Source organism: Streptomyces sp. NPDC001933, from assembly GCF_042890955.1.
Lineage (GTDB): Bacteria > Actinomycetota > Actinomycetes > Streptomycetales > Streptomycetaceae > Streptomyces.
In genome coordinates, this window is record NZ_JBIASS010000010.1 from 196000 (window position 1) to 222628 (window position 26629).

The window sequence follows — 26629 nt, forward strand, 5'->3', positions numbered from 1 at the left end:
ATGATCTGGGAACTGCTGTAAATTCCGGGCGCAGTGGAGGCGGTGTGCCGACATACGGGGCCACTCCCGTTCGCCTCACCGCCTCACCGCCACACCGCCACGAAGGAGTTCACCTTGCGACGTCCCACGGCACGCGCCTACGCCGCCTCGGCCGCGTCCCTGGCCGCCCTGCTCTCGCTCGTCCCGGCCGCCGCCCGCGCCGACGACACGGACCGTGCCGCGACCGCGGCGGCCGCGGCGACGGTGATCGAGAAGGTCCCGTACGCGATGGACTCGTCGAACCAGGCCGCCTGGTGGACGCCGGTCGCCACGTACAAGGGGCGCGGTCAGTACACGTACTTCGCCTTCAACGAGCCCGGTTCGACGGCCGCCACGCACCGTCCGGCGATCGCGCGGCGCGACCCGGACGGGGTGTGGAGCCGTCTGCCGCTGCTCGACAGGAGCGGACAGCAGGCCGAGTTCCCCGACGACAACGGTCACAACCAGTCGTCCGTCGCGCGCGACGGCAGCGGCCGTCTGCATGTGTTCGCCTCCATGCACGCCGACCCCTGGCGCTACTTCCGCACCGAAGCCCCCGGCGGGGACGTCACGGATCACGCGTCCGAGCTGCCCGACCAGGGCGTGGGCATCACCTACCCGGTCGTGACCACCGCACCCAACGGCGATCTGTACCTGGCCGCCCGCGTCGGCTCCGGCTCCGACAAGCGCCCCGGCAAGCTGTACCGCTGGGACAACGCCGCCGCACGCTGGAGCGTGGTCGCCACCTTCGCCGACGCGCTGAACCGCTCGGTGTACCCCGACGACCTGACGGTGGACGCCGACGGCCGCGTACATCTCCTCTACGAGTGGGCCAAGGCCCCGGCGACCGGGTTCCGGCACCAGCTCTCCTACCTGAGCTACGACCCGTCGACCGGCGCCTTCGCGGACAGTGCGGGCGCGGCCGTCACCACTCCGGTGACGCCCGACACGTCCGACGTGATCCAGGAGCTCACCACAGGTGAGGAGTGGAGCATCGACAACGCCTACACGGGTCCGGCGGTGCAGAGCGCCAAGCTCACCCTCGACGGCTCCACACCGAAGGTCGCCTACCGCTACCGCTCGGCCGACAGCGGCGGCAACTTCCGTGTGTACTACGCGTACCCGAGCGGCAGCGACTGGGTCCGCAAGACCGTGTACGCCGGTGGTCAGACGGCCGCGGCCCTCGGCATCACCTGGGACGAGACGGACACCAAGCGGATCTACTACGTCGCCGGCTCCGGCACCGACCGCGTCTTCGCCGCGACACAGTCGGCGGACGGCGCCTGGACCGCGGAGTCCGCCGCACCGGGCGTGAGCGCGGACCGGCTCGCGGTACGGCGGGACTCGGACGGCAACGACGTGCTGTACCTGCCGGACACCGCGCACAACTCGCTCTACTACGGGCTTCGTTGATGCCCTGAACCGGCGGCGGGGAGGGGCGGCTTCCGTCGTCCGCCGCCCCTCCCGTCCGTTCCCGGACGGTCCGCCGCCGGACCCGGCCGCCGACTGCGTCCCGGCGGAGGCAACAGCGTCCGACCCGGCTCCAGCAGGCACATGTTGATGTCGATCTGATGACAACGGCCGTGCTCGGACTCAAGAATGCGCGCCGCGGCCGGGCACGACGGCTCGGGAGTACGGCGCCCCCTGGATCCCGCCGTCCTCGCTGATCCGGGGGCGATGGAATGCGAGTTGCTTGTATGATCACTGGCGGGATAGGGCTCGTAGCGCAGAGGTCGTCGCGCCTTCACCGCGTGTGGGAGGACGCCGGTTCGAATCCGGTCGGCCCCATCCCGCCTTCCGTCGTCACGCGGAGTGGCCACATCCCTGACGTCGACGGCAGGCACGGGAGCCGTCCGAATCCGTCCAAGGGCGAGCCCGGGTTCAAAGGCTCAGCACGATGGCGGCGCCGATGCCGCCCACGAACAGCGCGAAAGCGGCTTCCGGCCAGCCGCCCCTCCCCCAGCGGAACGGTCTGTCGAGGGCGAACCGGCCGGGACCGATGGCGGCGACGGCCAGTGCCACGACCGCGATGCACACGTTGTACTCGACGCCGCCTTCCGTCTCCCACAGGCCATGTGCCGCTGTGACGGTCGCCATGGCATTGATCATCACTCCGATCAGGGCAGCCGATGCCAGTGGGGTGAACAGCCCCAGCGCCAGGCCCAGACCGCCCAGGAACTCGGAACCGCCGCCGATGGCGGCATAGACCATTCCTGGACGGTATCCCAGAGCGGCGAAACCCCTGGCCGTTGCGTCGAGACCTTCACCACCGAATATTCCGAAGAGCTTCTGTGATCCGTGCCCGGCCATGAGGAGGCCGAAGGTGATCCTGACAAGGAGCAGACCGCAGTCACCGGCGGAGACCACGGTCCCTCCCGGAACGCGGGCCGCCTCCTGGGGCGGGGCACGCAGCTTCTCATCGATGAACTTCATCGCAGACTCCCTCTTCGCTCCGGACTGCCGCGGAGATTCAGTTGGACTGCCGCCCCCCACCATCGAGCAGATGCGCGTTCTCGCTCGAAGTGCGCGAAGCGGATTGCCTTTCCATCGTTACCCCTCCTCCCAGCGGTATCGACCCCGGAGCGGTGGAGTGTGCGCGGTATCAGCAGGTGAAAGCCCTGCGGTCAACATGATTCATACTGCACCGATCCGCCCTGTCGCTGTCGGTGACGCCCCCGTCGTGCCGGAGATCCACACGCCGCCGCCTGGTGACGGATCCCGCCCCACAGCGTCAGGGGGCCGGGGCGTCGGCGATGCGATAGCCGACCCCGGGTGTGGTCGTGATGACGGGCGGGCCGCCCAGCTTGCGGCGCAGTCGGCCGATGGTGACGGTCACGGTGTTGGTGAACGGGTCGGCGTTCTCGTCCCACACCTGTTCCAGGAGGTCCTCGGTGCTCAGGAAGCCGGGGGCGGCGCGCAGCAGGGCCTCCAGGAGGGCGAACTCCTTGACCGACAGCTCCAGCGGGCGGCCGTCGCGGAGGGCGGTGCGGCGTATCGGGTCGAGTTCGAGGCCGGCGGCGCGTAGCGTGCGGGACCGGGCGGCCGGTCTGCGGCGGGCGAGTGAGCGGATGCGCAGGATCAGTTCCGGGAAGTGGAAGGGCTTGGCGAGGTAGTCGTCGGCGCCGAGGGTGAGGCCGCTGACCCGGTCGCCGGGTGCCCCGGCCGCGGTCAGCATCAGGACCATCGGGCGGTCGTCCCGCTCGGTGATCATCTGGCAGAGCGTGTCACCGTGGATCCCGGGCAGGTCACGGTCGAGGACCACGACGTCGTACGCGTTCACGTCGAGCCTGGCAGCGGCGGCCAGGCCGTCGTGCGCGACGTCGACGGCCATTCCCTGGTCCCGCAGTCCCTCGGCCACGACCTCGGCGAGCGACCTCGCGTCCTCCACGACCAGAACTCTCACCGCTTCACTTCTCCTCTCCGGAAACCGACCGCCGTCGGCATCGCCGCCGCGACACGCAGACCGCCCTCCGGCCGGGCCAGAAGGGTGAGACGGCCGCCGTGCGCCGCGACGATCGCTGCGACGATCGAGAGTCCCAGCCCGGAACTGCCCTCCGGTCCCGTCCGGTCGGCGCCGAGCCGCTCGAACGGCTGCGTCAACCGGTCCACCTGGGCCTGGTCGAGAACGCGCCCACCGGTCTCGACGACGAAGTGTGTCCCGGTGTCGTCGCGTTCGGCGGCAACCCGGATCCAGCCGCTCTGCTCGTTGTGCACGATCGCGTTGTCGACCATGTTCTCCACCATCCGGGACAGCAGTGCCTGACTGCCCCGCGTCCAGGCGTCCCGCCCGACGGCGTCGTCGTCGACGGTCAACTTCTTCGCGGTGATGTCCCCGGCTCGTCCGGTCAGCGCCTCCCGGGCCAACTCGCCCAGCGATACGGGGGTCCGGTCTGCGAGGGTGCCGTGCTGGGCCCGTGCGAGGACGAGGAAGCCGTCCAGCAGGTGGTCCACCCGGTCGAGTTCGGTCCGAAGCCGGCCCACGAGCGCGACGGTCTGCGCCGCAGGCTCGGGTTTGGCGGCGGCAACATCCAGCGAAGCCCGCATCGTCGCCAGCGGCGTGCGCAGTTCGTGCGAGGCGTTGCCGACGAACCGGCGCTGCGCGACGAATGAGGCTTCGAGTCGCTCCAGAAGGCCGTCGACCGTGTCCGCCAGTTCCTTGACCTCGTCGACGGGCCCGGCCACGGCGAGGCGCTGATGCAGGTTCTCCGCGGTGATCCGCCGTGTCGCCGCGGTGATCAGCCGCAACGGTCGCAGGACACGACCGGCCAGGATGCGGCCGAGCAGGAGAGAGACACCCGCCATCACCAGCAGCGCGATCAGCGAGCCGGCCAGCAACCGGTGGCTCTGCTGCGCTTGCACGTCCGCGAGCCGCCTCACCAGATCCTGGATCTGCTGTTCGGCGGCGGCGAGGTCGGACGGGCCGGCCGGGGGCGGTTCAGGAGCGACGCTGGACACCCGGCCACCGGACATCAGGTACGTCAGGGCGAGCAGCACGATTCCGGACCCGAGGAACCCGACCGCGTACAAGATCGTGAATCGCCGTCCGACGGTCCAGCTCCATCGCTTGCCCACGTTCTCTTCCTCCTCCTACCGCTGCGGGTCCGGCAGCCGGACCCAGACTGCCCCACGGCATCTAACAGCGGGATGACAGAGGCGGTTCGGACCATGTCATGGGCCGAACCGTAGAACCGATGCCATGCTCACGACCAACGAACTACTTCGACAGGTTCGACAGGAGTGGATCAGGTTCCGGCGTCCTGGTCGGCTGATCGCGATGGCGGCCGCGGCTCTGGTCGTCGTCGCCCTCGGTCTGCTCCCCGCATTCGGCAACCACACGTCCTGCGACGGCCGGTGCCCGGCCGGACCGACCGGGCCGGACGGATCACACGTCAACGACCAGTTCTCCTTCCTGCATCGCGATCTGGGCGAGAACGGCAGCATCACGGTCCGCATGACATCCATGACGGGCACGATCACCTATCCGCCGCCGGACCATGACCGGATCGTCCCGGGCCTGGTGCCGTGGGCGAAGGCCGGGATCATCATCAAGGACGGGACCCGCCGGGGATCGTCGTACGCGGCGTTGATGCTCACCGGCAGCCACGGCGTGCGGATGCAGTACGACTACCGGCATGACATCGCAGGCAGCCGCGGTGGGGTCTCGGCCGAGTCGCCACGCTGGCTGCGGCTGACACGGTCGGGCGACTCCGTCACCGGCTACGAGTCCGCCGACGGCCGGCGATGGGCGAAGGTCGGCACGGCGCAGCTGTCCGGGCTGCCCAGGACCGTGCAGGTCGGTCTGTTCGCCACCTCTCCCGGCGATCTGACACTGCGGCCCGCCGGCCTCGGCGGCGCGACGGAACAGGTGCGTTTCACTCAGGCCGGCGGTTCCTTCGACAACGTCGTTCTCAGCGACGTGCCCTCCTCCGCCAAGGGCTGGCGCTCCGACACCGTCGGAGAAATGAACCGGACCGACTGGGAGAAGTACCACAAGCCATCCGGGGCGGTGGTGGATGGCGGCACGATCACCGTCACCGGCACCGGCGACATCGGGCCGGGAGGAACCGAGGGAGGTGACCGCCCGGTGGAACGTACTCTCGGCGGCCTGGCCCCCGGGCTGCTCATCGTGCTCGTGGTCGCCGTGCGGTTCGTCGCGTCCGGGTCCCGCAGCGAGCCCGCTCGCGGTACCCCGGTCACCCGCCGGGGGCTCGCTGCGAAGGCAGTCGTCGTCGGAACCGTCACGTTCGTGACCGGTCTCCTGGCCGTGGGGGTCGTGATCCCGGTCGGCACGGCGATTCTGCGCGAGTACGGGACCACCGTCATCGCGGTGTCCTCGCTCACCGGGGTGCGGGTGGTCGTCGGGACGGCCGCTGTGCTCGCCCTCTCCGCCGTGCTCGCGCTCGCGCTCGGCGCCCTTCTTCGCCGCATCTGGCTCGCGGTCCTCGCCGCCGTACTGGCAATCGTGGTCCCGTACGTGGTGACCTCCGTCCCGCTGCTGGCCGACGGTCTCTCGCAGTGGCTGTTGCGGGTCACTCCGGCCGCCGGCTTCGCCACCCAGCAGACCCTCGTCGAATATCCGCAGGTCACCGCCCACTTCGTACCCTCCACCGGGTACTTCCCGCTTCCGTGGTGGGCCGGGGTCGCCGTGTTGTGTGCGTACGTGGTTGTGTTGCTGGGGCTCGCTCTGAGCCGCCTGCCGCGAAGCGACGGGCGGACCGGGCAACCAGGGCGCTGGAGGTGACCGTCGGCGGCACGGAGCCACGTAACGGAGTACGCCGGAGAAGACCGCGGTGTCCGGCTCCGGGCCGCCGGGGCGGATCACATTCCACCGGAGGGGGGGCCGACGCTTCGTGCGCCGGCCCCCCTGCCGGAAGCGTTGGTCGCACTCGGCCGGTCCGCGGCAGTCACAACTGTCGCTGCTGTCGCACCGAGGACGGCACACACACCGGCCGATGCCTTCACCGCCCTTGGTAGGGTCCACGGATGCGTTTTGACTGGGCCGGGCTCGAAGCAGCGATACGAGAACAAGTCGTCGGCTTCGTCCTCCGTATGTGTGCCGAGCATCCCGACGAGCACATCTACGGCGCGGCCGTCCATGAGTTCTACGCCGAGTCCGGCGGCACCATCGCCTGGACGCTCGTCGGCGTGGCGAGCGAGGAGAGACTCGCAGCGGCGGCGTCCGACCCGCTCGATGCTCAGGCCTTGCGGTGGAGCCCGGCGGACTGGCCATGGCAACTCGACCCGGGAGCGGCCGAGGAGGAGTGGGCCTCCCGACTGGAGGCAGCCGCGACGGCCGGGGACGGCCGGCACTGGGAAACGGTCCACCAGCGCTACTTGCGTACCGCCGCCAAGGCCTGCAGGGCAGCGCGGAAGCAGTTGGTGGCCGACGGGGTCGTGGGCAAGGATTTCCTCGTCGTCGCGATGGACGAGGCATGGGAGCTCGTACCGTTGAGTCTGACCCGGGCGCAGGTACGTCAGCATTTCCCCGAGCTGGACGCCGAACTGCGCGAGGCGGACCGACTGGCCGCGCTGCCTCCGGAACAGCGGGTGAACGAGCTCGTCGCCATCGTCGAGTCACACAATTCGCCGTTGCCCTCCGAGCAGGCGGTGGAGTCGCTCCGGGCACTCGGTGCGCTCGCCGTTCCCGCCGTGCTGGCACGTCTGGACGGTTCGCGTGCGCCCGACAGATGGCTCTGGGCGAAGCTCCTGGCCGACATCGGCATCGCATCGGCCGAGGTGTCCGACGCGCTGGAACGAGCCATGACGAACAGACACCTCGGCGAACCGGACCGGGCCTGGGCCGCGGCAGCGCTCTCACGCCTCGGCCGGATGGATGTGGTGGCGAGGCAGCTCGACAGCATTCCGCCGGATGTGGCGGCGCAGGGCCTGGCCGCACCGTACACATCGTTCCGTGACCACGGCACCCACGGTCCCCTCGACTACGCGCCACTGGAGAACGTTCTGACGGCGCATCCGGACCGTCATGCCGCCGTACTCCACCAGCTCGCCCCCGGCAGAGGCCTCTGCGCCATCGGCGCGGAGGAGGTCGAAACAGCGCTCGCCGCACTGACTTCGGCTCTGCCCGTCGTACGGCGCCACGCGCTCGTCGTCCTGTCCGGCGCACCGCTGGACGCGGAGCAGCGTGAGCGCTACACCGCCCGGCTGCGCCACCTGCGTCAGGACGACCCGGATCCGTCGGTACGCAGCGCGGCGGCCACGCTCGGCGGATGACGGTGCACGAACCCGGGGTCCGTCCGGTGGCGGGTGACGGAGCAGCCCTCAGGACTGGCGACGGGCAAAGAGGACGGCTCCTGGCCGGCTCTCGTCGAGATCGAGCAGCCATTGGGCCTCGACGGTGAATCCGGCATCGCACAGCCAGTCCGTCAGCCGGGCAGGCTGTCGTCGATGGACGTGAACATGCATCGGGTGGCCGCCGTAACCCTGGGTCTTCAGTCGCGACTCGTCGCCCACGTGAAAGCCGAGCAGCAGTGGTCCACCGGGGCGCACGACCCGTCGGAAATGGCCGAGGACCGCAGGGATCTCGTCGTCGGGAACGTGGATCAATGACCAGAAGGCGAGCAGAGCGGTGACGGAGGCGTCGGCGAGGGGGAGGTCCGTCATCGTTCCCACCTCGAACCGCAGGCCGGGGTGGTCGCTCCGGGCCACGTCGATCATCCCGGGCGACAGGTCGATCCCGAATGCGTCCACACCCAGCTCATGCAGGTGAGCGGTGACATGCCCCGGTCCGCAGCCCACGTCCGCCACCGGCCCGCCGCCGGCTGCATGAACCATGTCGGCGAACAACGCCAGTGCCGCCCGAAGGTACGGCTCTCCTGCGATGGCCTCGCGCAGTTGGTCCGCGTAGCTGACCGCGACTGTGTCGTACGAACTCCGGGTGTCTGCCAACCATCCACTCACATTCATGCTCCGACACGGTAGTCGACCGACTGCGCGATGTTGTCCTGACGGCCGCCGGAGCACGAGGCACAAGGCGGCCTGGCCGCCGAATGGTCAATATCAGCATCCATGTCTCATGGTGCCCCCGACCCGCCAGTCCCAGAACGCCCTGCTCAGCCGCGCCTGCCTGCCCGGGACAGCGCTTCCTCGGCCTGTGCGGCCAGGGTGCCTACCAGGTCGAATGCGGACGGCAGGTCGTCGATGAGGTCGATGGCCTCGCTCGCCCACCGGGGCATCGGGGGAATCTCTCCCCGGACCACGGCTTCCTGGTACGCCTGTTGGGCATGCGGGGCAGCTGCGAGCTCGTCCTCCCGGCCCCGCCATGCGTCGAGGTAGGGGTGGCCGAGAGTGCGAGCGGTGTACTTCGACGGCCACCGCGAGCTGCGGGCGATGTCCAGCACCCTGTTGCGCTCGGTGTCCTCCCCGCGTCCCTCAACGATCGCCTGGGCGGTCCCTGGAGCGAGCAGGGCCTCGGTAGTGGCTTGGAAGCGGGTGCCGATCAGCGCTCCCTCGGCCCCCAGCGCCAGGGCGGCGGCCACACCGCGCCCGTCGGCGATCCCACCGGCCGCGAGTACCGGGACCGGCGTCGCCAGGTCCACCACGGCGGGGACGAACGGCAGTGTGGACCGCCCGTTCCGGGCTCCGTGCCCGCCGGATTCGGTGCCCTGCGCCACGATCACATCGGCGCCCAGGTCCACCGCCCTCCGGGCCTCCTCCATGTCGGTGGCCTGAATGATCAGCACCGCACCCGCGCTGCGGATGTGCTCCACGAACGGACTCGGGTCACCGAAGGACAACATCACCGCGGCCGGCCCGTGTTCCAGCGCTCGGGCCACCACTGCGACATCGATCGCCCACGCCTGGAATCCGATGCCCCACGGCTTCCCGGCAGCCTCGTCGACCAGGACAGGAAGCTCGCGGGCCAACCAGTCCTGATCGCCGTTCCCGCTGCCCAGCAGTCCGAGCCCGCCGCCGCGCGATACCGACCCCGCCAGAGCCCCACCGGCCGACCCGCCCATCGGGGCCAGCGCGATCGGATGCTCCACACCGAACATTTCCGTGAATGCCGTCGACAGTCCCATCAGTCCCATGGTTTCAGTCCTCGCCCATCTGTCTTGTCGGCAAACGACGCCGAGCCGTACGCCGGAAGTGAATCGAGTGGGGTCAAGCGGATCAAGCGGATCAGGCCGAACTGGCAAGTTCGACGAGGTTCCGGACTGTTCCCGCAGGATCCACGAGCTGATGGAGGTGTGCACCGGGCTGATGTGCCACGCGCCAGCCGCGTTCGTGAGCCTCGGCGGCGCAGTCCTCGTACGGAGGGCCGAACAGCAAGTAGGAGCACGGGTGGTCGTCCCAGCCTTCGGGGACCGGGATGTGCTGCTCGTAGTAGGACAGCGGAAGGCAAGGCTGTTCCTCGGTGACCGCTTGCCTCACCGCCGGATCGGAGAACATGGGGGCGACGTCCGCCTCGTCCCACCAGTCGGTCCAGCGCGGCAGCCTGCCGTTCACCGCCATCGGGCGGAGGAATTCCAGCAATTCGGGAGAGGCGACAGGGGTCGGTCCCGTCCGGTCCGGCAACGCGGCATCGACGAAGACCGAACCGGTCACCGGATGATCGAGGCGCGAACGGATCGCCGGGAGGAACAGTCCCGCGTTGCTGTGTGCCACCAACGTGACGGGGCTGTCGGCCGGAACCTGCCGGAGGTCGTCGCGGACGGCGTCGGCCACGCAGGGCCAGAAGGGCGGAGCACCGGCGCCGATGTGCAACAGGGACGGCACCCTTACCCGGTACCCCGCCGCCGTCAGGCGTTCGGCCACGGGGCGCCAGGTCGAAGGACCTACGGACGGGCTGTGCACGAGAACGAAGGTCGGCTGCATCCGACGATCCTGTCGCCCTTGCCCTGGAAGGCGCGACCGCGTCAGCCGACAGCAGAACGGCTCCCTCGCAGCGGCTCAGCCGGACTCCGCAGTACGCCGCACGACTGGTGAGCCAGAAACGCGACACGCCCCACGTCTGCCTGCCCCTGCCCCTGCCCCTGCCCCTGTCGGCGGCCTATCCTAGATCGCCTTCTTCCCCGCCTTCACCCACGCGGCGAACTCCTCGATGCCGTCGATGAGCGCCTCGAAACGGAAGGAGTGGAAGAGGTCGAAGGCGTGGTGCCCGCCCGGGAGTTCGACGTACACGACCGGTGAGGCGGAGGCGGAGCGCAGGGCGTTGACGAGCGCCTTGGGGTTCTCGGTCCCCACCAGCTCGTCCAGGTCGCCGTGCGCGATGAGGAACGGTGGCGCATCTGCCCGGACGAGGTTCACGGGCGAGGTCGCCGGATCACCGTCGAAGTACACCCCGAGGTAGCCGTTCAGTGCGATGGCGGCGGTCACAGAGGTGTCCGCCTCCTCGAACCCGGGCTGATAGGCAGGCTCGTTGGGGGTGAGGGCGGCGAGCGCCGCCATGTGCCCGCCCGCGGAACTCCCCGACACGAACACGGCCGCCTCGGGGTCCGCGCCGTACTCCTTGGCGTGTTCGCGCACCCAGGCGATCACCTTCTTCGCGTCGATCAAGTGGTCTGGGTGCGAAAAGGCGGGCCTTAGGCGGTAGTTGGCACTGACGCAGACCCAGCCCCGGCTCGCGAGCCGGTACAGCAGCGGCAGCGACTGGGTGTTCTTCCGGCCCTGGTCGTAGTGGCCGCCATGGAAGTGGATCAGTATGGAGCCGCCCTCGGGGCGCGAGCGGTGGTGGTAGACGTCGAGGAGGTTGCGGCGGCCCGCGTCGCCGTAACTGAGGTTGCCCACCCTCCTGACGTCACTGCGGCGGCGGAAGGCGGGCCTGAGCAGAATGCGCGCCAGCGGCGGCCGTCGGCGCGTCCCCGTACCGGCGCCGAGCGCCTCGTTCAGGGCGAGCCCGACCACGGACGCCGCCCGCATCCCGCGCCGGGCGACCACTACGAACGCGGCGGCCGGAGCCACGGCCAGACCGACGACCATCCGGTCGGCGGCCGTAACGATGTCACCCTCCGCGAAGGCCAGCGCCGTCGATGCCACCAGCGCGTAAATGACCAGGAACGGCAACTCGTTGAAGACCAGACCGAGTCGGTAACTGAAGTAGAAGAGCAATTTCGGCCCCCGGATGACAACCAGGCAGAACACCGCGATCAGCGCGGCCAGCACCACGGTCACCAGATAACCCACAGCCACCAGAACCACTTCCTTTCGACTCGTGACCCAAAGCACCCCATCCGTGGTACCCCACCTGTAGTACCACGGATGAGGTACTTTGGATACGTGAACCAAGAAAGACGGGATCGCCTGGGCGACGCGGCCATCGCCGTACTGGCGGAATCCGGCAGCCGGGGCCTGACACACCGGGCCGTCGACGCCGCCGCGAGTGTGCCCCTGGGCACCACCAAGAACTACTTCCCCACCAGGGACGCGCTGTTGCGGGCGAGTGCGGAGCGCATCATGGAGCTGTACGCGGAGATCCCCAGACCCGCGCCCGTCGACCGCGTGGGCCTGACCGCCCTGCTGCGCACGCTCCTTGAGCACGTCCGGGGGCATGGCCGTGTGCGGGTGCTCGCTCTCCTGGAGCTGCAGCGCGAGGCGACGCGGACTTCGTGGCTGGCGGCGCCACTCGACGCCTTCGCGGCCGCCGATTTCGCGTACTTCGAGCACGCCCAGCGCAGTGCGGGCCTGCCCGTGACCCCGCGGCGCGCCGCCACCGTCACGCTGGCCCTGCATGCCGCACTCCCCCACCTGGTGGCCGACGGTCCCACCACGCAGGCGGCCGCCGGACTCGACGACCTCGACGGGTTCGTCAACGGCCTCCTGGACACGGTGTACGGGACAGCGTGAGGGCGCCCGCCCCCTGCGGCTGCGGATCGGTGGTTTCGCAGGCGGCTGAGGCTCTGATGGACTCACCCTCATGACGAGACCGCTGCCCCGCGTCGTGCGAGCACTTGAGCAGTTCCACGCCACCCACCCCTGGGATCACAATGCCCACTACCACCGATGGATCCTGCGCAGGCTCCCCAGACGTTTCGACAGTGCCCTGGACGTCGGATCAGGCAGCGGTGACCTCGCCAGGCTCCTGGCTTCACGGGCCGGAGCAGTGCACGGCATCGACGTGGACCCCACCATCCTCGCTCGCGCGCGGGAGCTCACAGCCCCGACAGCCCCGGTGACCTTCTCTGTCGGAGACGCGCTGAAGGAAGTACCGCCCGGCCCATACGACGTCATTACCTGTGTCGCCACCATCCACCACATGCCGTTCAGCGACGCCCTCACCCACTTCCGACAGCACCTGGCGCCAGGCGGAACTCTGGTCGTCGTCGGCCTCTCCCGCCCGCAGTTTCGGAGCGACTACCTGATCGAAGCCGTCGCCATCCCGTCGAATGTCGCCATGGCCTGGATCAAGAACAAGGGCCGCAAGGCGCCGCGACCAGCCTCAATGACCGCCCCGACCCGACCGGCGACCATGACCTTCGCAGAAATCGTCCGCGACGCCCGCCGGGCGCTGCCCGGCGCGCGGCTGCGCCGGCGGCTGTTCTGGCGCTACACGCTTGTCTGGCACCAGCAGTAGGCGCTCGGCCTCACGGCTCGGCCGGGTGCACCCCGCCGTCCCAGGCCGGGGCCACGGCTCCCCAGTCCCACAGGGCTTGGAGGACCGGGCCGAGGCGGTGTCCACGCGGGGTGAGTGCGTAGCGCACTCGCGGAGGCCGGCCCGGGTGGCGGTCGCGTTCGACGACTCCGGCCTCGCAGAGCTGTGCCAGCCGGTCGGACAGCACCTTGTCCGACAACGTGGGCAGGGCCGCGCGCAGCTCGCTGTAGGAACGGTCGCCGCGCAGCAGCTGGCGAACCACCAACGTCGTCCAGCGGCCGTGAAGGGCCGCCGGCGTGATCTCCACCGGGCAGTCGGGATTGGGCGCCCCGATGTTCGCGTATGGCTCGTCGGGCAGCCCTGCCGGGTGACCAACCGTTCGGTGAGTCACGATGTCCACCGCAACGGGAACCTGGCGCTGCTGATCACGAACTGGGCCATCGACGGGACCGACCGTGACGGCGAGGCGGTGCACGCCGAGGGCACAGCTACCGATGTCGCCCGGCGGGGCCCGGACGGCCGCTGGCGGTGCGCATCGCAGATCCGACGTCCTGCAACAGCACAGCTGGTCAAGCGTCTGCTGTCGGCAGGGGCGAGCAGACGGCTTCCGGCGTCTCCGCGTCCGCCGGGACAGCCCTTGCAGCAGGCTCTCGATCGAATCGGTCGGCTGAGCCAGTCTTTCTCCGGACGCCCTCCGGAGGCATCACCACGCTGCGCGACGACGCCTTGCGGACCCACGAACAGACGCTGCTGCTGGAAGTGGAGAATCTATCCAGTGGGACGCGCAGCGTCTTCCTGTGTAGCTTCTGCGGATGAGGCAATTCGCGGACACCGAAAACCTGTCGGAACTCGTGCGTGATGCGCTGGGAGCGGGACGCCGCGTTGTCTCGGTGGACCGGTTGCGTGGGGGAAGCCAGAAGGGCGTGTACCGGGCTCGCCTCGATGGACCCCGTACAGAGAGCGTGATCGTCTACAGCTGGGCCGAGGACGAGAACTACTGGCCGAGCACAGGAGAGGCGGATCCCACCGATCCCTTCGCGCCCGCGTCAGGAATGGTCCAGTTCCTGACCGCACAACGGACCTTGCACGGTCTCGGGGTACGGGTTCCGCGGGTGCTCCTGGCGGATGGCAGCCGACGCCGCTTTCCGGCCGATTTCGCCGTGGTCGAGGACGTTGCTGGTGGCACGCTCGAAGCCTTCTTCGAGACGGATCCCGAGCGCGCGGCAGGGGCCCTCAGCGGCCTTGCCGAGATGCTCGGCGTGATGCACCGTGACCGGTCCCGGAACTACGGCGGCGTGGACCTGCGGGAGCACGGCGACGGCGTCGGCTCCGAGGTCCCGTGCGAGCGACGGGTCCTCGACCGAGCCCTGGGGCACCTCAAGGAGGCGGCGGCGCGTGACGGCAGCATCGCGGCGGCCGAAGCCGCTTTGCGCGACCGTCTTGTCCAGCTGGCGGAACTCGTGAGCCCTCGCCAGGAATACGGCCTGATCCACGGAGAGCTCGGACCCGACCACGTCCTGGTGGATGGCGACGGGCACCCCGTCCTGATCGACATCGAGGGCCTGATGTACTTCGACATCGAGTGGGAGCATGTATTCCTCCGGCTCCGCTTCCGTGAGCGGTACGCCGCGCTGTCCCGGTCCGATCTCGATCCCCGACGACTCGACCTCTACATGCTCGCGATGCGGCTGTCGCTGGTGGCCGGCCCGCTGCGTCTCCTCGACGGTGACTTCCCCGGTCGGGCGTTCATGCAGGGAGTCGCTGTCCACAACGCGAAGGAGGCACTGGCGCTTCTGCAGCAGGCGTAGCCCTCGGGTGTGTCGAGCCACACGGATCACTCGGCTGTTTCCTCGATTCAGCCGGCTCGCGCCGATCTGTGTTCCTGCCGGGTCAATGGGGATGAACTACCCTATCCAGTAGGGACGTTACGGTCAGTCGGCGCGGCTGACCCGGTCGTCGGCGGTCGGAGTTCGGCGCGTCGTAGCACGGGGACGGCCAGGCCGAGCACCGCGGCGGACAGGCAGATCGCGCCGCACCCGGCGAAGAACGCATCCGCTCCCCACAGAGCCACCGTCACGCCGGCCACCGGGAAGAGCGCGGGCGCGAGGCCCAGTGTGCACAGGGTCGTGACCGAGGTGACCCGGCCGAGGTATCGCGGGTCGGTCTCCGTCTGGATCAGGGCTCCGGTCACGACCGTGGTGAGCCCGCTGGTCAGGCCGATCAGGGCGCCGAACCCCACGGCCGCGGGCAATGAGGGTGCCTGCCCCAGCGCGACCGCGCCCGCAGCGGTCACGAGCAACGCCCCGGACATCGCCAGCCCGGCACGTGGGATCCGGGGCGACACGGTGAGCAACAGTCCCGCCGCCGCACCTCCGACGCTGAACGCACTCGCGACCCAGCCCATCCCCGACGCGCCCCAGCCGCGTTCGTCCGCCAGGAGCACCAGGCCGGTGGCGACCGGGCCGCTGAAGCACATCTCGCTCAGCCCGATCACTGCGACCAGGGATGCGAGCGTCCGGTGGCGGCGGACGTATCGCAATCCGTCACCCAGCTCACGCCAGGCAGAGGCTCGCCGAGGAACTTCGGTCGGGGTCGCGATCCGCACGGTGAGCAGAACGGCGAGCGAGCCGGCGAAGAGAACCCCCGCGGCCGTGAACGCGCCGGGCGCTGTACGTAAGGCTCATCGAGGACGAAGTCGTACGGCGACGCGTCCAGGCGCTCCGGGAACAGCTCGAGTGAGCGGGTACGGGCCAGCGCCGCTTCACAGGGCCGGCCGCCGCCTACGTAGACGTACTGGTCCCAACCGACGTGCACCGAGAATGCCCCGTCGACCTCCAGGCGGCACCATGCTCCGTTGTCGCGGAGCACGGCCCGGACGAGTTCCAGGCCGACCTCGACCGGCACGGCGCACCGTTCGTGGAATCCGGCGAGGTCGTCCGGGAAGAGGCCCGCCGGTCCGTGGCCACCGACCGGCGGCTCCAGGCCGAAATAGGCGAACCCACCGATCTGCGGCTCACGGACGGCCAGTTGGTCGATGCCCGAGTCTTCGGCGAAGGCGGGCTACTGCCATCAGGTAGGCGGCCTCGACCGGTCCGTGGTCGCTGATCTCGGACTCGGCGCCGATGTAGTGGCCGTGCTGATCGCGGTCGGCGGGGTCGTATTTGGTGACCCGGTAGACATGAGGCAGCACGTCACTGCCTGCCAGGGGTCGAAGGCGATGCCGGAGACATGCCTTCAGCGTAGGCCGGTCTCCCCTCTCTTGCGCGAACGGCCTCTCCCTCACGTCGAAGAGGCCGTTCAACGTCTTCGCCGGGGCGGCCCCGGCGCGGGGTCGGGCGCGGCCGTCTCAGTCGGCGCCGGCCGTCTCGTCGAAGAAGCGGACGATGCGTGGCAGGGCCTGCCTCACCGAGTTGCTGTGGTCGTAGTCACCGACTCCGTGAGCCGGCAGTCGGCGCCGTTGTCCCTCAGCTGCTGTCGGTGAACAGGTCCTTGGACTCGGGCGAGAGGTGACCAGGACGTCGATTTCTCCCACTCCGCGTACTATGCACCACAATCCGGTCGTAGGCCAGAACATGAGGCCAACCGCCCGCTCCGCGTAGGGCCAGCCCTACAGGGATTTCCCAGGGGTTGCGCCTGGAGGGCAGGCACGGGACGCCGGTCTCGGGCAGCCCTTGCTCCGTGACAGGCACGTAGTGATCATGGGGACTCCAGGCACTTGGCTGTACGGCTCGGTCCACTGCACACCGATTGCCGATCGCCGATCGCCACTGCCAGTCGATCAACGGAAGGTCGTCCGTGCGCAAGCTTGTGTACTACATCGCATCCACTCTCGACGGTTTCATCGCAGGACCGGACAATTCCGACCCCACCGGTCCGGACGGATTCTGGCCGATCCCCGAGGACTACATCCAGCACCTCATCGCCGAGTACCCGGAAACGCTCCCTGCCCCGGCGCGTGCCGCGCTCTCCGTCACGGCCGACGGCACGCATTTCGACACCGTCCTCGAAGGTCGGCGCTCCTACGAGATCGGCCTCAAGGCCGGGCTGACGAATGCCTACCCGCACCTGCGCCATCTGGTGTTCTCCAGGACGCTGACCGAGAGCCCGGACCCGGACGTGGAACTGATTGCCGACGATCCGGTCGCGACGGTACGGGAGTTGAAGCAGCAGGAGGGCAAGGACATCTGGCTGGTCGGCGGTGCCGAGCTGGCCGGAGCGCTGTATTCCGAGATAGACGCGCTGATCGTCAAACTGAGCCCCATGACCATCGGCTCAGGAATTCCGCTCTTCTCCCACAAGGCGGTGTTCGACCCCCGCACCTGGGAACTCACCGACCACACTGTTCTGAAGTCCGGGGCAGCGTTCCTCACCTACGCCCGCAGAGCCCCCACCGCGTAACGGCTCGATTGCAGGTACATCTCCGGCCCAGCCCGGCTTGAGGACGTACGTCCTGCGGGCTTCATCCTTGGGGTGGGCCGGAGCTCGCCCCGGTCTCGGCGAGTCTGAGCCCCTGGCCGCAGTCGACGGGACGTTGTCGGTCTTCATCCTTCATCGTCTTGTCGATCCGGCCCGCGTGGGCTGAACACGGAAGGTTCCCCGCCGTGGAGGCGTGGTGTCGGCGGTACGTCGGAGGGCTGTCGGTCCGATGTCGACGAGGCCTGGCACCTTTCGAGAGGTCCTGCCTTTCCTCTCCTCAACCGAGTTCGGCTCGCCCGAATCCAAGGAGCCCACATGTCGATCACTGTCCGGCCGGGAAGCACCGTGATGTTCACCGGCGATTCGATCACCGACTGCCAACGGCGGGAGAGCGAAGACGGTTTCGGGTACGGCTACCCGCTGCGCGTCGTGGGCGAGTGGGGACTCCGGCACCCGGACCGGCCCGTGACCTGGCTGAACAGCGCGAACGCGGGCGACAAGGTGAGGGATCTCGAAGCCCGCTGGAAGACCGACGTACTCGACGCGCGCCCGGACGTGGTGTCGATCCTCGTCGGGGTCAACGACATGGGCTGGCACACGCTGGACCCGAAGGGGCACGTGATCTCGGCGGAGGAGTTCGAAGCGGGCTACGACCGCCTGCTCGCGCCCCTCGCCGAGGCGGGCACGCAACTGGTCCTCATCGAGCCGTTCCTCCTGCCGATCAACGGCGTCATCGAGGCCGGTGCCGCGCTCATCGGGGAGGAGGAGCGGAGGCAGTGGCGCACCGGCCTGGACCCGAAGATCCAGGCCGTGCGCAAGCTGGCCCACGCGTACGACGCCCATCTGCTCGCCGCCGACGGTATGTTCGCCGAGCTCGCCGCGACGAACGGACCGGAATACTGGGCCGCGGACGGTGTACACCCGACACCGGCCGGTCACGCCGCACTCGCGGCGGCCTGGCTGCGCCTGGTCGCGTGACCGGTCGGCGGGATCGGTGACGGCGAGCTCATGCACGAAGTCGGCTGTGAGCTACACGTTCAGGGGCGAGCTGCGCATCGCTCCGGAGTCAGGCTCCGCAGAACGGCATGGTTCGCACATAGCCGCCGAGGTTCTCGTCGTCGGTACCCAGAAGAGTGCCGGAGGAGCCGGGCAGACATTCCACTGCCTCGATCTTGTACCGCGGGAAGGTCCCCAGCACCGTCGGGATCGTCGCAAGCCTGACCCGTACCCGGCCGGTGGCCGACACCGTCACCCGGCCCGCGTCACTCACCGCGGAGTCGAACGGGCCGTCATCACCGGCGTCCGCCGCCGAGCTCACGATGATCCGGCCGGAACCGGTCACCGAGATGTCGGAGATGTGCCGAGTCCCCTCACCGGTCGGGTGCGCCGCCACGTAGGACCGACGCGTCACGGCACCGAACTGCGGCTGCCCCCACGGGGCGAACGACAACCGCGAGACGTTCAGCGTGGCGGGACGGGCCGCACCGGCTCCCCGGTCGGCCCACAGGGCGGCAAGTTTCCCGTCCTGAGCGACAAGCGCAAAGCTCTCGAAGTCATCCCCCTCGCCGATCCCGGGCAGTGGCGTGTAGTCGACGACTTCCGCTGTGGAGCCGGTGACCTTCAGGCGGTAGACGATGCCGCGGCTGGCGAGTGCCAAGTACTCCCCGGGCATCCCGGGGATGGCCTCGATGGCCTCCAGGTCGACGGGTTCCGGCCCGTCCCAGACGATCGGGGAGACGTCGTCGGATCCCTCCCGATGGGTGATCCGGGACAGGCGCCGCTCCCCGGACCGCTTGTTGTCGTGCACAACCAGCGCGTACACCCCTTCTCCGTCCGCGGTACGGCCTTCGTACGCGAGACCGCTGACTCCGCTGCGGGCGTCACCACCGACCTTCTGCCATTCACTGCCGTCCGCACCGGCCGAGGCGGTGCCGAGCGTCGTCAGCAGGGCGGCCGCCGCGGTGATACAAGCCATGCGCTGCAACATCGGGAGTTCCACTGGGAGTCGCTCGCCTTCTCTGTCCGACAGACGCGAGGTCACGCGCCGGGCGTCAGGTTATTGATCATCGTGAGCGCGGCCCAGCGACGGTTACTCCATTTGCCGGAGCGCGAAGGCGAACTCGGTGGGCATTCATCACGCGTCGCGCGCCATTCGCCACTCGTCATGTGCCATGCGTCGTCCGTCGTGCGTCGTGCGTCGTCCGTCGTGCGTCGTGCGGAAACGACGTGGCAGACCGACTTGGCGTGCCGGTATCGTCCGGTCGCACGACCAGCCGTTCCGGCGGCCGCCGACACGCAGAGAGCGATTCCCATGATCAGCCGGCATGCAACGACGACCTTGTGGCGCCCGACCGGGCCCAAGGAGCTGGATCTGGTCCGGGAGCTGAACTGGCGTGCGTGGCCGCCCCGCCTTCCCGAGCAACCCATCTTCTACCCGGTTCTCAACGAGGACTACGCGATCCGGATCGCCCGGGACTGGAATGTGAAGCACGACGGAGCCGGGTTCGTCACGCGTTTCGAGGTCGAGTCCGAGTTCCTGCGCCGCTACCCCGTCCAGCAGGCCGGCGGGCGGACGATCCTCGAGCTGTGGGTCCCGGCCGAGGAACTCGACGAATTCAACGCCCATATCGTCGGCGAGATCCAACTCGTCCACGAATTCCGCTAGACCGTCACCCTCGGAACGCCGCTCCGGGGCCGCCCGCGGCCCGGCCCCGGAGGTCGTCGCCGGAAGTCTTCGCCGTTCTCCGAACTCCACTGGACGATCCGCCAGTCGGCCTCGTCCGCGGCCGGTGCGAGGATCGCGGTATGAACGATCTACGCTTCCGGCTCGCCGATGACACCGACCTCCCCGCTCTCGTTCGTCTGCGCGACGACGCCGCTCGCTGGATGCTCGCCCAGGGCATCAACAACCAGTGGCAGCCCGGCGAGCTGGACGAGGAGCATTTCCGCCGGGTCATGGCCGGTGGTGAGGTCTGGATCGCCGAGACCGACGGCAGCGTGGCCGGGGCCTGGGAGTTGTGGTGGACGGACGAGGATGCCTGGGGGCAGCAACCGCCGGTGGCCGGCTATGTGCACCGGTTGATGGTGGACCGCAGCAGCGCCCGTCCGGGTACCGGGCGGCTGCTGCTACGAGCTGCGGAGCAGCGGGTGGCCGCGGCGGGACGGGCGTTCGTCCGTCTGGACTGCCTGGCCGGGAATGCTCGTCTGAGCTCCTATTACGTGAACGACGGCTACCGGATCGTCGGCCACAAGGCGGGCAAGCCGCAGCCGGGCGGTGTTCCCAAGTCGTTCACGCTCCTGGAGAAGGACCTGCAGACCGGCCGCGAGCGCTGAGCAGCCCGGGCCCGACCCGCCGAGAATGACCTTGGCGGACGTTTCCGGAGCGCGCGGTCGGCGTCTGGACGGCTGCCTGCGGCAGGCAGGCAACCGCCCCGGCCGGTCACCGCTTCCGCGAGCCGCTCAGCGGCAGAGGGCGTAGCGGGTCAGGCGGGAGCGTGCGGCCCGGCGGCTGACGCCGAGCGCCTGGGCAACGGTGTCCCACTCCGGCCCGTCCACGGTGTCCAGGCTGTACACGGCATCCTCCGCGACGCGCTGGGTCATCCGTTCCAAGGTGGCGGCGGCCCGGATCGCGGCCAGTGGTTCGTCGGCGATCAGGGCGGTGAGACGCGTCTCGACCTGGTCGAGGAGGGCGGTGAGGTCCACCGGCAGGGGAACGGTGCGGGCCTGTACGTCGTTGATGTGGGCGTCCCAGTCGCCTTCCGGGCCGCTGGTGTCGTACAGGTACGGATTCCGCCGCTCGACGGCTTCCCAGTCGAGCGGGTAGCGGGGCGTGCCACGCCAGCCGCACGAACACGCACCGCGCAGCTCGGTGGCGACCGGAGCGCCGAGCGTGCCGTCGTACACGTACCAGTCAGTGCTCCGGTGCACCGTCGGCCCGCTTCCGGTGTCGAAGTACACCGGGCCCGGCTCGGTGCCGTCGGCCAGCAGGACGCCAGGTCGGCCCTCGTGCCCGTCACCGAACTCTTCGGTCTCCCACATGCCGGACTCCTCCCCCACCGGAACTCCGGTGAGTCTCGAACGGCCGGCCCGGACGGCGCACCCGAAGCGCCGCTCCGCTCACAGGCCCGGCCGGCCTGTCGACACCCCTGCCCGACCCCGGCGAGCTCCGGCGGGCGAATACCCGGACAGGTGAATCCGTCCATCGCAACGGGTCCGGATGGGGCGGGCGTTCGGTTCTTCTGTCCGGTCAGCCCGTGGCCGAGGGGATTTCGGGCCGGCCCGTGCGGGACCATGTGAGCCCTTCGAGCTGTTCGATGCTCTGGTTGAACTCCACCAGCAGGGTGAGGAATTGCTTGGTTCGCTCGCCCGTCCACCCCGACGCCTCGATGAGGCGCGTGGTCCCCGCTCTGCTGATGGCGCGATCCTCCCCCAGGCGTTCCAGACCGAGTGCGGTGGGACGGAATTTGCGGGCCATCCCCCCGTCGGGATCGGGGATGCGTTCCACCAGGCCGTTCCGGAGCATCGCGCTGACCTGGCGATTGATGGTGGAGACGTCGACCTGGAAGGTGCGGGCAAGCTCCTTGAGCGTGAGCGGTTCACCGACTTCCAGCCGGGTGAGCAGGACATAGGCCGAGCGTTCCAGGCTCTGGCCGATGCGGGGGCCCCGCGCGGCGATGAAGTGCCGGGACAGCAAGGTCAGCTCCCGCTCCAGATCGCTCAGCCGGTGCTCTTGCTCGCTCATGTGCTTGGTCCTCTTCAACCGTGGGTTCTCACTCATCATCGCGCATTTCAAGCCCTGTCACTGCTGCCCCCACGGCGCACGGCGGACCGTGTTTGTTCATTGTGCACATCATATGTATCGTGCACATTATGTGCATGGCGCTCATCGAGCCCTGCGCAGCCGACGCACGGCCACATACCCCCTTGCACCGGTCGCTCCCGAGGTATTCGACCAGCGGTACCAGGACGGTGTCGCCGCGTGCTGCCATCAGGTACGACGAAAGGAAATGATCATGGATCGCCTCAAGGACAAGGTCGCGGTCATCACCGGCGCGGGCAGCGGTATCGGAAGGTCCGCCGCCGAACTGATGAGCCTGCGAGGGGCCCGTGTCGTGGTCGCCGACTTCAACACCCAGGGTGCCGAGGAGACAGCCGAAATCATCGAAGCGGCGGGCGGACGGGCGCTGCCGGTCACTGTGGACGTCACCGACGAGGGCTCGGTCGCCGACATGGTCGCCGCGGCCATCAGTGAGTTCGACGGCCTGCACGTCCTGTGCAACCACGTCGGCGGAACGAACCCGCGCAAGGACCTGGACCTGCTCCGCATGGACATGGACGAGTTCGACCGGGCCGTCGCCCTCAATATGCGCAGCACCCTGCTGGGCGCCCGGCACGCGGTGCCCCACATGATCCGCGGCGGTGGTGGATCCATCATCAACACGGCATCCGTCGCCGCGCTCGTCGGCGATGTCCTGCAGACCTCCTACGGTGCTGTCAAGGCCGCGGTGGTCAGCATCACGAAGTCGATCGCCGTCCAGTACGGGCCGCAGAACGTGCGCTGCAACGCCATCGCCCCCGGTGCGGTCATGACCCCCGCTCTGGAGAACAACCTCCCCGAGGACGTCGTCGAAGCGCTGCGGAAGGGCAACGCACTCCCGTACCTGGGCTCTCCCGAGGACATCGGCCACGCCATGGTGTTCCTCGCCTCCGACGAGTCCCGTTACCTCACCGGCCAGCTCCTCGTCGTCGACGGCGGCATGAGCATGCAGTCCTCCGCGGCCCCCGGGCGGCGTGCCATGCTCCCCGGAGCCGCTCGCTAGAATCACGGCCGGTCGTTGCCGCCGCGGTTGATCGCGGCTGCCGCAGCCGGCCGGTGCTGCTGAAGAACGCTGCTGGGGATCGGGGGACCGGGATGGCTGTCGAGATAGACCTGCCGCTCGGCGAGAACGCCGGTGCTGGTGCCGATTCCGATGCCCATGCCGCCCGGCTCGCTGCCGAGCTGACCGAGCTGGGGAACGAACGCTTTCTCCGTGCGGCGCTGCCCGGTACGGCACGCTTCCACCACCGCAGCACCGACCGGCTCGTCGGTTGGCCGACGACCGCCCCGGAGGCCGGTGAACCCGCCTCCAGCCTCCTGTTGCGCGCCATCCATCTGTGCTTCACGGCCCACTTGCCCCTGAGCCTGTCCCCCGACCTGCTCTGGTACGCCGTCGTGCACGAGACGGCTGTGCACATCCGCCTCAACTCCCGTACGTACGAGGGAGTGTTCACCGAAACACCGGGGAAGCAGCAGCTCATCACCGTTCGCGACGACTTGGCGGCGCTTGACTGGGAGCGCTCGATCAACCTGGTGCAGCAGCCGCTGCGGGACCGGATCGGCGACGATGTGGCCGATCTGTTCCAGCCCACGTTCTCCACCACCACTCCTGGTGACGCCACGGCCGCGCTGGTGGCGCTGATGGACGTGGTCAGCCCGTACTACCGCTTCCAGTGGGTCTCGCTCTGCGGAATCCCGAGGATCAGGCTGGAGGGCTCGGGCAGGGACTGGCGGCTTCTGGCCGCCCGCGTACGTGAACTGGAAGGGTGGTTCGAGGGCCTGCGGCCGTGGTTCAAGGCCCTGCACCCCGTGCTGGACGCGATCTGCGCGACGGCCTCGGGATGGGGAGCGGACCGGGAGTTCTGGCGTTCGCTGTACAAGTGGGAGTCGGCGTCCGGCGGCGATCGTGTGACGGGCTGGATCACCGCCTTCTTCGCCCACCGGTACACCGACGACGGCCCCGTTCCCAAGAAGTCGTTCGGCCCGGGGGCCACCGTGGAGGAGGACTTTCCCTCACATCTCTCGCGCGTCCCGTTCCGCTGGGAGACGCCGGCCGGCGATCTCCGGATGGCCTTTCTGGGGGGCGTTCTCGGCATCGCCCGCGACGGTGAGTGGGTCCGCCCCCTGCTCGGTCATGCGGTGGTGGAACTGACCGCGGATCACTCGGTGTGATCCGGCGTACGGTTCACGGCCGGGCGGCCGGTCAGCGGTCCTGCGACAGCTCCAGGAGTTCGGCGAAGGTGCCTGCCGCGTGGACCAGGTCCTCGTACCGGCCCTGTTCGGTGATGCGGCCGTGCTCCATCACGACGATGTGGTCGGCGATCTTGGTGTTCTCCAGCCGGTGGGTGACCACGACCGTGATGCGGTCGCCGGCGATGGCCTTGATCCGCTCGAAGATGCCGTGCTCACCACGCGGGTCCATCTGCGAGGTGGGCTCGTCCAGGATCAGCAGCGACGGCCGGCGGTACAGCGCGCGGGAACAGGCCAGCCGCTGCCACTGTCCGCCGGACAGCTCCGCGCCGCCGAAGAGTTCGCGGGCGAGGAGGCTGTCCAGACCCTCCGGCAGCTCCTCGACCGCCTCGCGCATTCCGACCGCGTCGACCGCCTCCCACACGGGTCCGTCGTCGGTGGTGCGGGGCTGGCCGAGGGTGATGTTCTCCCGCACCCGCAGCGGCCACTGGGCGAAGATCTGCGGGACCAGCCCCGTGCGGCACCAGACGGAGGCCGGGTCGACCTCGGCGAGATCCGCTCCGTTCCAGGTCACCCTGCCCTTGTCGGGCAGGGTGATTCCGGTGAGCAGCCGGGTCAGGGTCGACTTCCCCGAGCCGTTCGTGCCGACGATCGCGAGGATCTGGCCGCGCCGCAGTGTCAGGGAGACGCCGGCGACGGCCGGTTTCTCCTTTCCCGGGTACTGATAGACGACTTCGTCGAGCCGGATCTCGTCGACCGGACCGGTGACGGCGCGATCCCCTCGCCTGGGCGCCCGCGCGGCGGCGGCGTCGAGGAATGCCTGCATGTCGCCGAGGTAGAGGCTGGTGTGGAAGACCGCGGCTCCGTTGATGACGACCTGCGACAGGGCAGCCAGCGTGGTCTGCACGGCCAGGACCGCGGTCGCGGCGATCGCGAGCCCGATCCGGCCGGTCACGGCGAGCCAGGCCAGTACGGCCCAGGTGAGGACGAGGAACGCACCGCCGGCCATTGAGGAGAGCAGTGCGATGCGCAGGGTGCGCGGGGCGGCGGCCAGGGTCCGCCGGTCGCACCGTTCGGACAGTGACCGGTACCAGAACAGCAGGTAGTCGGTCATTCCGTTGGCGCGTACCTCGTCGCCGTACTTGGGCGTGGTGGACCACCAGCGCATCATGCCCCGCACGTTGCGGTCGGCGACGTTGGCGTAGTGGATCTCGTAGTCCACGCGCGCGGTCAGTACGGCTCCGATCCCGGCGGGCAGGACGGCGAGGAGCAGCAGCGGCAGCATCACCGGGTTCAGTACGGACAGGACGCCGCCGGCGGTGACCATGCGGATCAGGGCGGACATGAGCCTCTGGGCATCGGTGACCATCACCTGGGTGCGCAGCACGCCCATCTCCGCGGCCTCCTGGCGGTCGGCGAAGCCGTGCTCCGAGTAGGCCGCGGCCTCGACCCGGCAGACCGCCTCGACCAGGGCGGTGTCCGTCTCGGTGGTCAGCCTCGGGGTGATGCGCCGCTCGGCGTAGGTGGCCGTCGCGCCCGCCGCTCGGGCGAGGGCGGCCGCGACGGCCACGAGAAGGAGCGCCGGCAGGGCGTCGCGCAGCCGTTCGGCCACGGCGCCGGTCCCGAGGACGGGTTTCATCGCCCGTGCCGTCGCCGTGAGAAGGACGGCCGCGGACAGGCCAGTCAGCAATTGGCACCCGATCAGCAGCCGCACCGCATTGCGGTCGGTACGCCACGACAGCCGGGCGATCCGGTGCAGGACGGTCGGGATCTGCCCGCACATCTTCCGGAAGGAGACCTCGGCGAGCGGGTTGACCGCGTACTGCCCGCTGTAGCTGAACTCCGCCGGAGGCGGTGGTGGCAGTTGCGGTGGCGGCGGCGATGGTGCCGTGATCTGCTGCTTTCCTGTCTCGGTCGAGGTCAAGTGAGCCCCCTGGCTGGTCGCTTGGGCATGTCATGGAGCTCAACGACCGGGCCGGACTCTTCGAACACATGTATTTGAGCCGAGGTGGATTCCGTACGGCAGAGCGAGAAACGGAGCGTGCGGGATGCACCGACCGTTGCCGGGTACGGGGGCGGCTCGGAGTGACGTTGGCCGAAACGCCGACGGCCCCCGCACGAGCCCGGGATCGGAAGCCGAG

The 26629-nt window shown here is 69.3% G+C and carries 25 protein-coding genes and 1 pseudogene; 13 read left to right on the forward strand and 13 right to left on the reverse strand.

Features of this window, described 5'->3' with window-relative positions; all coding sequences use genetic code 11:
• Positions 1-114 precede the first annotated feature (114 nt).
• On the forward strand, positions 115-1431 hold the full coding sequence (locus ACFYY7_RS24550) for a BNR-4 repeat-containing protein (RefSeq protein ID WP_388664485.1): 1317 nt from the start codon (positions 115-117) through the stop codon (positions 1429-1431).
• Between the two features lie 468 nt (positions 1432-1899).
• Here the strand turns inward: ACFYY7_RS24550 and ACFYY7_RS24555 are convergent, their stop codons facing one another.
• From ACFYY7_RS24555 to ACFYY7_RS24565, 3 genes are all read right to left on the reverse strand, one after another.
• Positions 1900-2451 (reverse strand): DoxX family protein, encoded by a 552-nt coding sequence (locus tag ACFYY7_RS24555; RefSeq protein ID WP_388664487.1) that lies wholly within the window; start codon positions 2449-2451, stop codon positions 1900-1902.
• Between the two features lie 298 nt (positions 2452-2749).
• Positions 2750-3421, reverse strand: a complete 672-nt coding sequence (locus ACFYY7_RS24560; protein ID WP_388664489.1) for a response regulator transcription factor — start codon at positions 3419-3421, stop codon at positions 2750-2752.
• On the reverse strand, positions 3418-4590 hold the full coding sequence (locus ACFYY7_RS24565; protein ID WP_388664490.1) for a sensor histidine kinase: 1173 nt from the start codon (positions 4588-4590) through the stop codon (positions 3418-3420). The genes ACFYY7_RS24560 and ACFYY7_RS24565 overlap by 4 nt, the downstream gene beginning before the upstream one ends.
• 124 nt (positions 4591-4714) lie before the next feature.
• On the opposite strand from ACFYY7_RS24565, the gene ACFYY7_RS24570 reads away from it, so the two are divergent.
• Together ACFYY7_RS24570 and ACFYY7_RS24575 are read left to right on the forward strand one after the other, a co-directional pair.
• Positions 4715-6259 (forward strand): hypothetical protein, encoded by a 1545-nt coding sequence (locus tag ACFYY7_RS24570; protein WP_388664492.1) that lies wholly within the window; start codon positions 4715-4717, stop codon positions 6257-6259.
• Between the two features lie 242 nt (positions 6260-6501).
• A complete protein-coding gene (locus tag ACFYY7_RS24575) occupies positions 6502-7749 on the forward strand; it encodes a DUF4303 domain-containing protein (protein WP_388664494.1) in 1248 nt (415 codons plus the stop codon).
• A gap of 48 nt (positions 7750-7797) precedes the next feature.
• Here ACFYY7_RS24575 and ACFYY7_RS24580 read toward each other — a convergent pair whose 3' ends face one another.
• The 4 genes from ACFYY7_RS24580 to ACFYY7_RS24595 all read right to left on the reverse strand — a co-directional run bounded on the left by ACFYY7_RS24580 (position 7798) and on the right by ACFYY7_RS24595 (position 11667).
• The gene (locus ACFYY7_RS24580; protein WP_388664496.1) at positions 7798-8442 is read right to left on the reverse strand and encodes a class I SAM-dependent methyltransferase; all 645 of its coding nucleotides are present in this window, start codon (positions 8440-8442) and stop codon (positions 7798-7800) included.
• A gap of 146 nt (positions 8443-8588) precedes the next feature.
• Positions 8589-9566, reverse strand: coding sequence for an NAD(P)H-dependent flavin oxidoreductase (locus ACFYY7_RS24585; RefSeq protein ID WP_388664498.1), 978 nt, complete (start codon positions 9564-9566; stop codon positions 8589-8591).
• A gap of 91 nt (positions 9567-9657) precedes the next feature.
• Positions 9658-10353, reverse strand: coding sequence for an alpha/beta hydrolase (locus ACFYY7_RS24590; protein ID WP_388664500.1), 696 nt, complete (start codon positions 10351-10353; stop codon positions 9658-9660).
• Positions 10354-10533: 180 nt separating this feature from the next.
• Positions 10534-11667, reverse strand: a complete 1134-nt coding sequence (locus ACFYY7_RS24595; protein ID WP_388664502.1) for an alpha/beta hydrolase — start codon at positions 11665-11667, stop codon at positions 10534-10536.
• Positions 11668-11754: 87 nt separating this feature from the next.
• On the opposite strand from ACFYY7_RS24595, the gene ACFYY7_RS24600 reads away from it, so the two are divergent.
• Both ACFYY7_RS24600 and ACFYY7_RS24605 read left to right on the forward strand, forming a co-directional pair.
• Positions 11755-12321, forward strand: coding sequence for a TetR/AcrR family transcriptional regulator (locus tag ACFYY7_RS24600; protein WP_388664504.1), 567 nt, complete (start codon positions 11755-11757; stop codon positions 12319-12321).
• Positions 12322-12391: 70 nt separating this feature from the next.
• Complete coding sequence (locus tag ACFYY7_RS24605; RefSeq protein WP_388664506.1) at positions 12392-13048, forward strand: class I SAM-dependent methyltransferase; 657 nt, start codon at positions 12392-12394, stop codon at positions 13046-13048.
• Positions 13049-13058: 10 nt separating this feature from the next.
• On the opposite strand, the gene ACFYY7_RS24610 is transcribed toward ACFYY7_RS24605, so the two are convergent.
• On the reverse strand, positions 13059-13457 hold the full coding sequence (locus ACFYY7_RS24610) for a winged helix-turn-helix transcriptional regulator (RefSeq protein ID WP_388664508.1): 399 nt from the start codon (positions 13455-13457) through the stop codon (positions 13059-13061).
• A gap of 421 nt (positions 13458-13878) precedes the next feature.
• Here ACFYY7_RS24610 and ACFYY7_RS24615 point away from each other — a divergent pair, with 421 nt between their 5' ends.
• Entirely contained in the window at positions 13879-14874 is a 996-nt protein-coding gene (locus ACFYY7_RS24615) for a phosphotransferase family protein (protein ID WP_388664510.1), read from the forward strand.
• A gap of 101 nt (positions 14875-14975) precedes the next feature.
• Here ACFYY7_RS24615 and ACFYY7_RS24620 read toward each other — a convergent pair.
• Positions 14976-15734: pseudogene (locus ACFYY7_RS24620) on the reverse strand (MFS transporter); the annotation flags it as partial.
• 140 nt (positions 15735-15874) lie between these two features.
• On the opposite strand from ACFYY7_RS24620, the gene ACFYY7_RS24625 reads away from it, so the two are divergent.
• The 3 genes from ACFYY7_RS24625 to ACFYY7_RS24635 all read left to right on the forward strand — a co-directional run bounded on the left by ACFYY7_RS24625 (position 15875) and on the right by ACFYY7_RS24635 (position 18460).
• Positions 15875-16171 (forward strand): hypothetical protein, encoded by a 297-nt coding sequence (locus tag ACFYY7_RS24625; RefSeq protein WP_388664511.1) that lies wholly within the window; start codon positions 15875-15877, stop codon positions 16169-16171.
• Between the two features lie 690 nt (positions 16172-16861).
• Positions 16862-17464 carry a dihydrofolate reductase family protein gene (locus ACFYY7_RS24630; protein WP_388664513.1) on the forward strand — a complete coding sequence of 201 codons (603 nt, stop codon included), beginning with the start codon at positions 16862-16864 and terminating at the stop codon, positions 17462-17464.
• A gap of 333 nt (positions 17465-17797) precedes the next feature.
• The gene (locus ACFYY7_RS24635) at positions 17798-18460 is read left to right on the forward strand and encodes a GDSL-type esterase/lipase family protein (protein WP_388664515.1); all 663 of its coding nucleotides are present in this window, start codon (positions 17798-17800) and stop codon (positions 18458-18460) included.
• Positions 18461-18548: 88 nt separating this feature from the next.
• Here the strand turns inward: ACFYY7_RS24635 and ACFYY7_RS24640 are convergent, their stop codons facing one another.
• Positions 18549-19457, reverse strand: coding sequence for a hypothetical protein (locus ACFYY7_RS24640; protein ID WP_388664517.1), 909 nt, complete (start codon positions 19455-19457; stop codon positions 18549-18551).
• 336 nt (positions 19458-19793) lie between these two features.
• Between ACFYY7_RS24640 and ACFYY7_RS24645 the strand changes: the two genes are divergently transcribed.
• Both ACFYY7_RS24645 and ACFYY7_RS24650 read left to right on the forward strand, forming a co-directional pair.
• The gene (locus tag ACFYY7_RS24645; protein WP_266734522.1) at positions 19794-20147 is read left to right on the forward strand and encodes a hypothetical protein; all 354 of its coding nucleotides are present in this window, start codon (positions 19794-19796) and stop codon (positions 20145-20147) included.
• Positions 20148-20287: 140 nt separating this feature from the next.
• Positions 20288-20815 carry a GNAT family N-acetyltransferase gene (locus ACFYY7_RS24650; protein ID WP_388664518.1) on the forward strand — a complete coding sequence of 176 codons (528 nt, stop codon included), beginning with the start codon at positions 20288-20290 and terminating at the stop codon, positions 20813-20815.
• Positions 20816-20941: 126 nt separating this feature from the next.
• On the opposite strand, the gene ACFYY7_RS24655 is transcribed toward ACFYY7_RS24650, so the two are convergent.
• A complete protein-coding gene (locus ACFYY7_RS24655; protein ID WP_388664520.1) occupies positions 20942-21520 on the reverse strand; it encodes a hypothetical protein in 579 nt (192 codons plus the stop codon).
• Between the two features lie 208 nt (positions 21521-21728).
• Positions 21729-22223 carry a MarR family winged helix-turn-helix transcriptional regulator gene (locus tag ACFYY7_RS24660; protein WP_388664522.1) on the reverse strand — a complete coding sequence of 165 codons (495 nt, stop codon included), beginning with the start codon at positions 22221-22223 and terminating at the stop codon, positions 21729-21731.
• A 271-nt stretch (positions 22224-22494) separates the two neighbouring features.
• Between ACFYY7_RS24660 and ACFYY7_RS24665 the strand changes: the two genes are divergently transcribed.
• Both ACFYY7_RS24665 and ACFYY7_RS24670 read left to right on the forward strand, forming a co-directional pair.
• Entirely contained in the window at positions 22495-23301 is an 807-nt protein-coding gene (locus ACFYY7_RS24665) for an SDR family NAD(P)-dependent oxidoreductase (RefSeq protein WP_388664524.1), read from the forward strand.
• Between the two features lie 92 nt (positions 23302-23393).
• A complete protein-coding gene (locus ACFYY7_RS24670) occupies positions 23394-24470 on the forward strand; it encodes a DUF4419 domain-containing protein (protein ID WP_388664525.1) in 1077 nt (358 codons plus the stop codon).
• A gap of 31 nt (positions 24471-24501) precedes the next feature.
• Here ACFYY7_RS24670 and ACFYY7_RS24675 read toward each other — a convergent pair whose 3' ends face one another.
• Positions 24502-26412, reverse strand: coding sequence for an ATP-binding cassette domain-containing protein (locus tag ACFYY7_RS24675; RefSeq protein ID WP_388664527.1), 1911 nt, complete (start codon positions 26410-26412; stop codon positions 24502-24504).
• Positions 26413-26629: the final 217 nt, after the last annotated feature.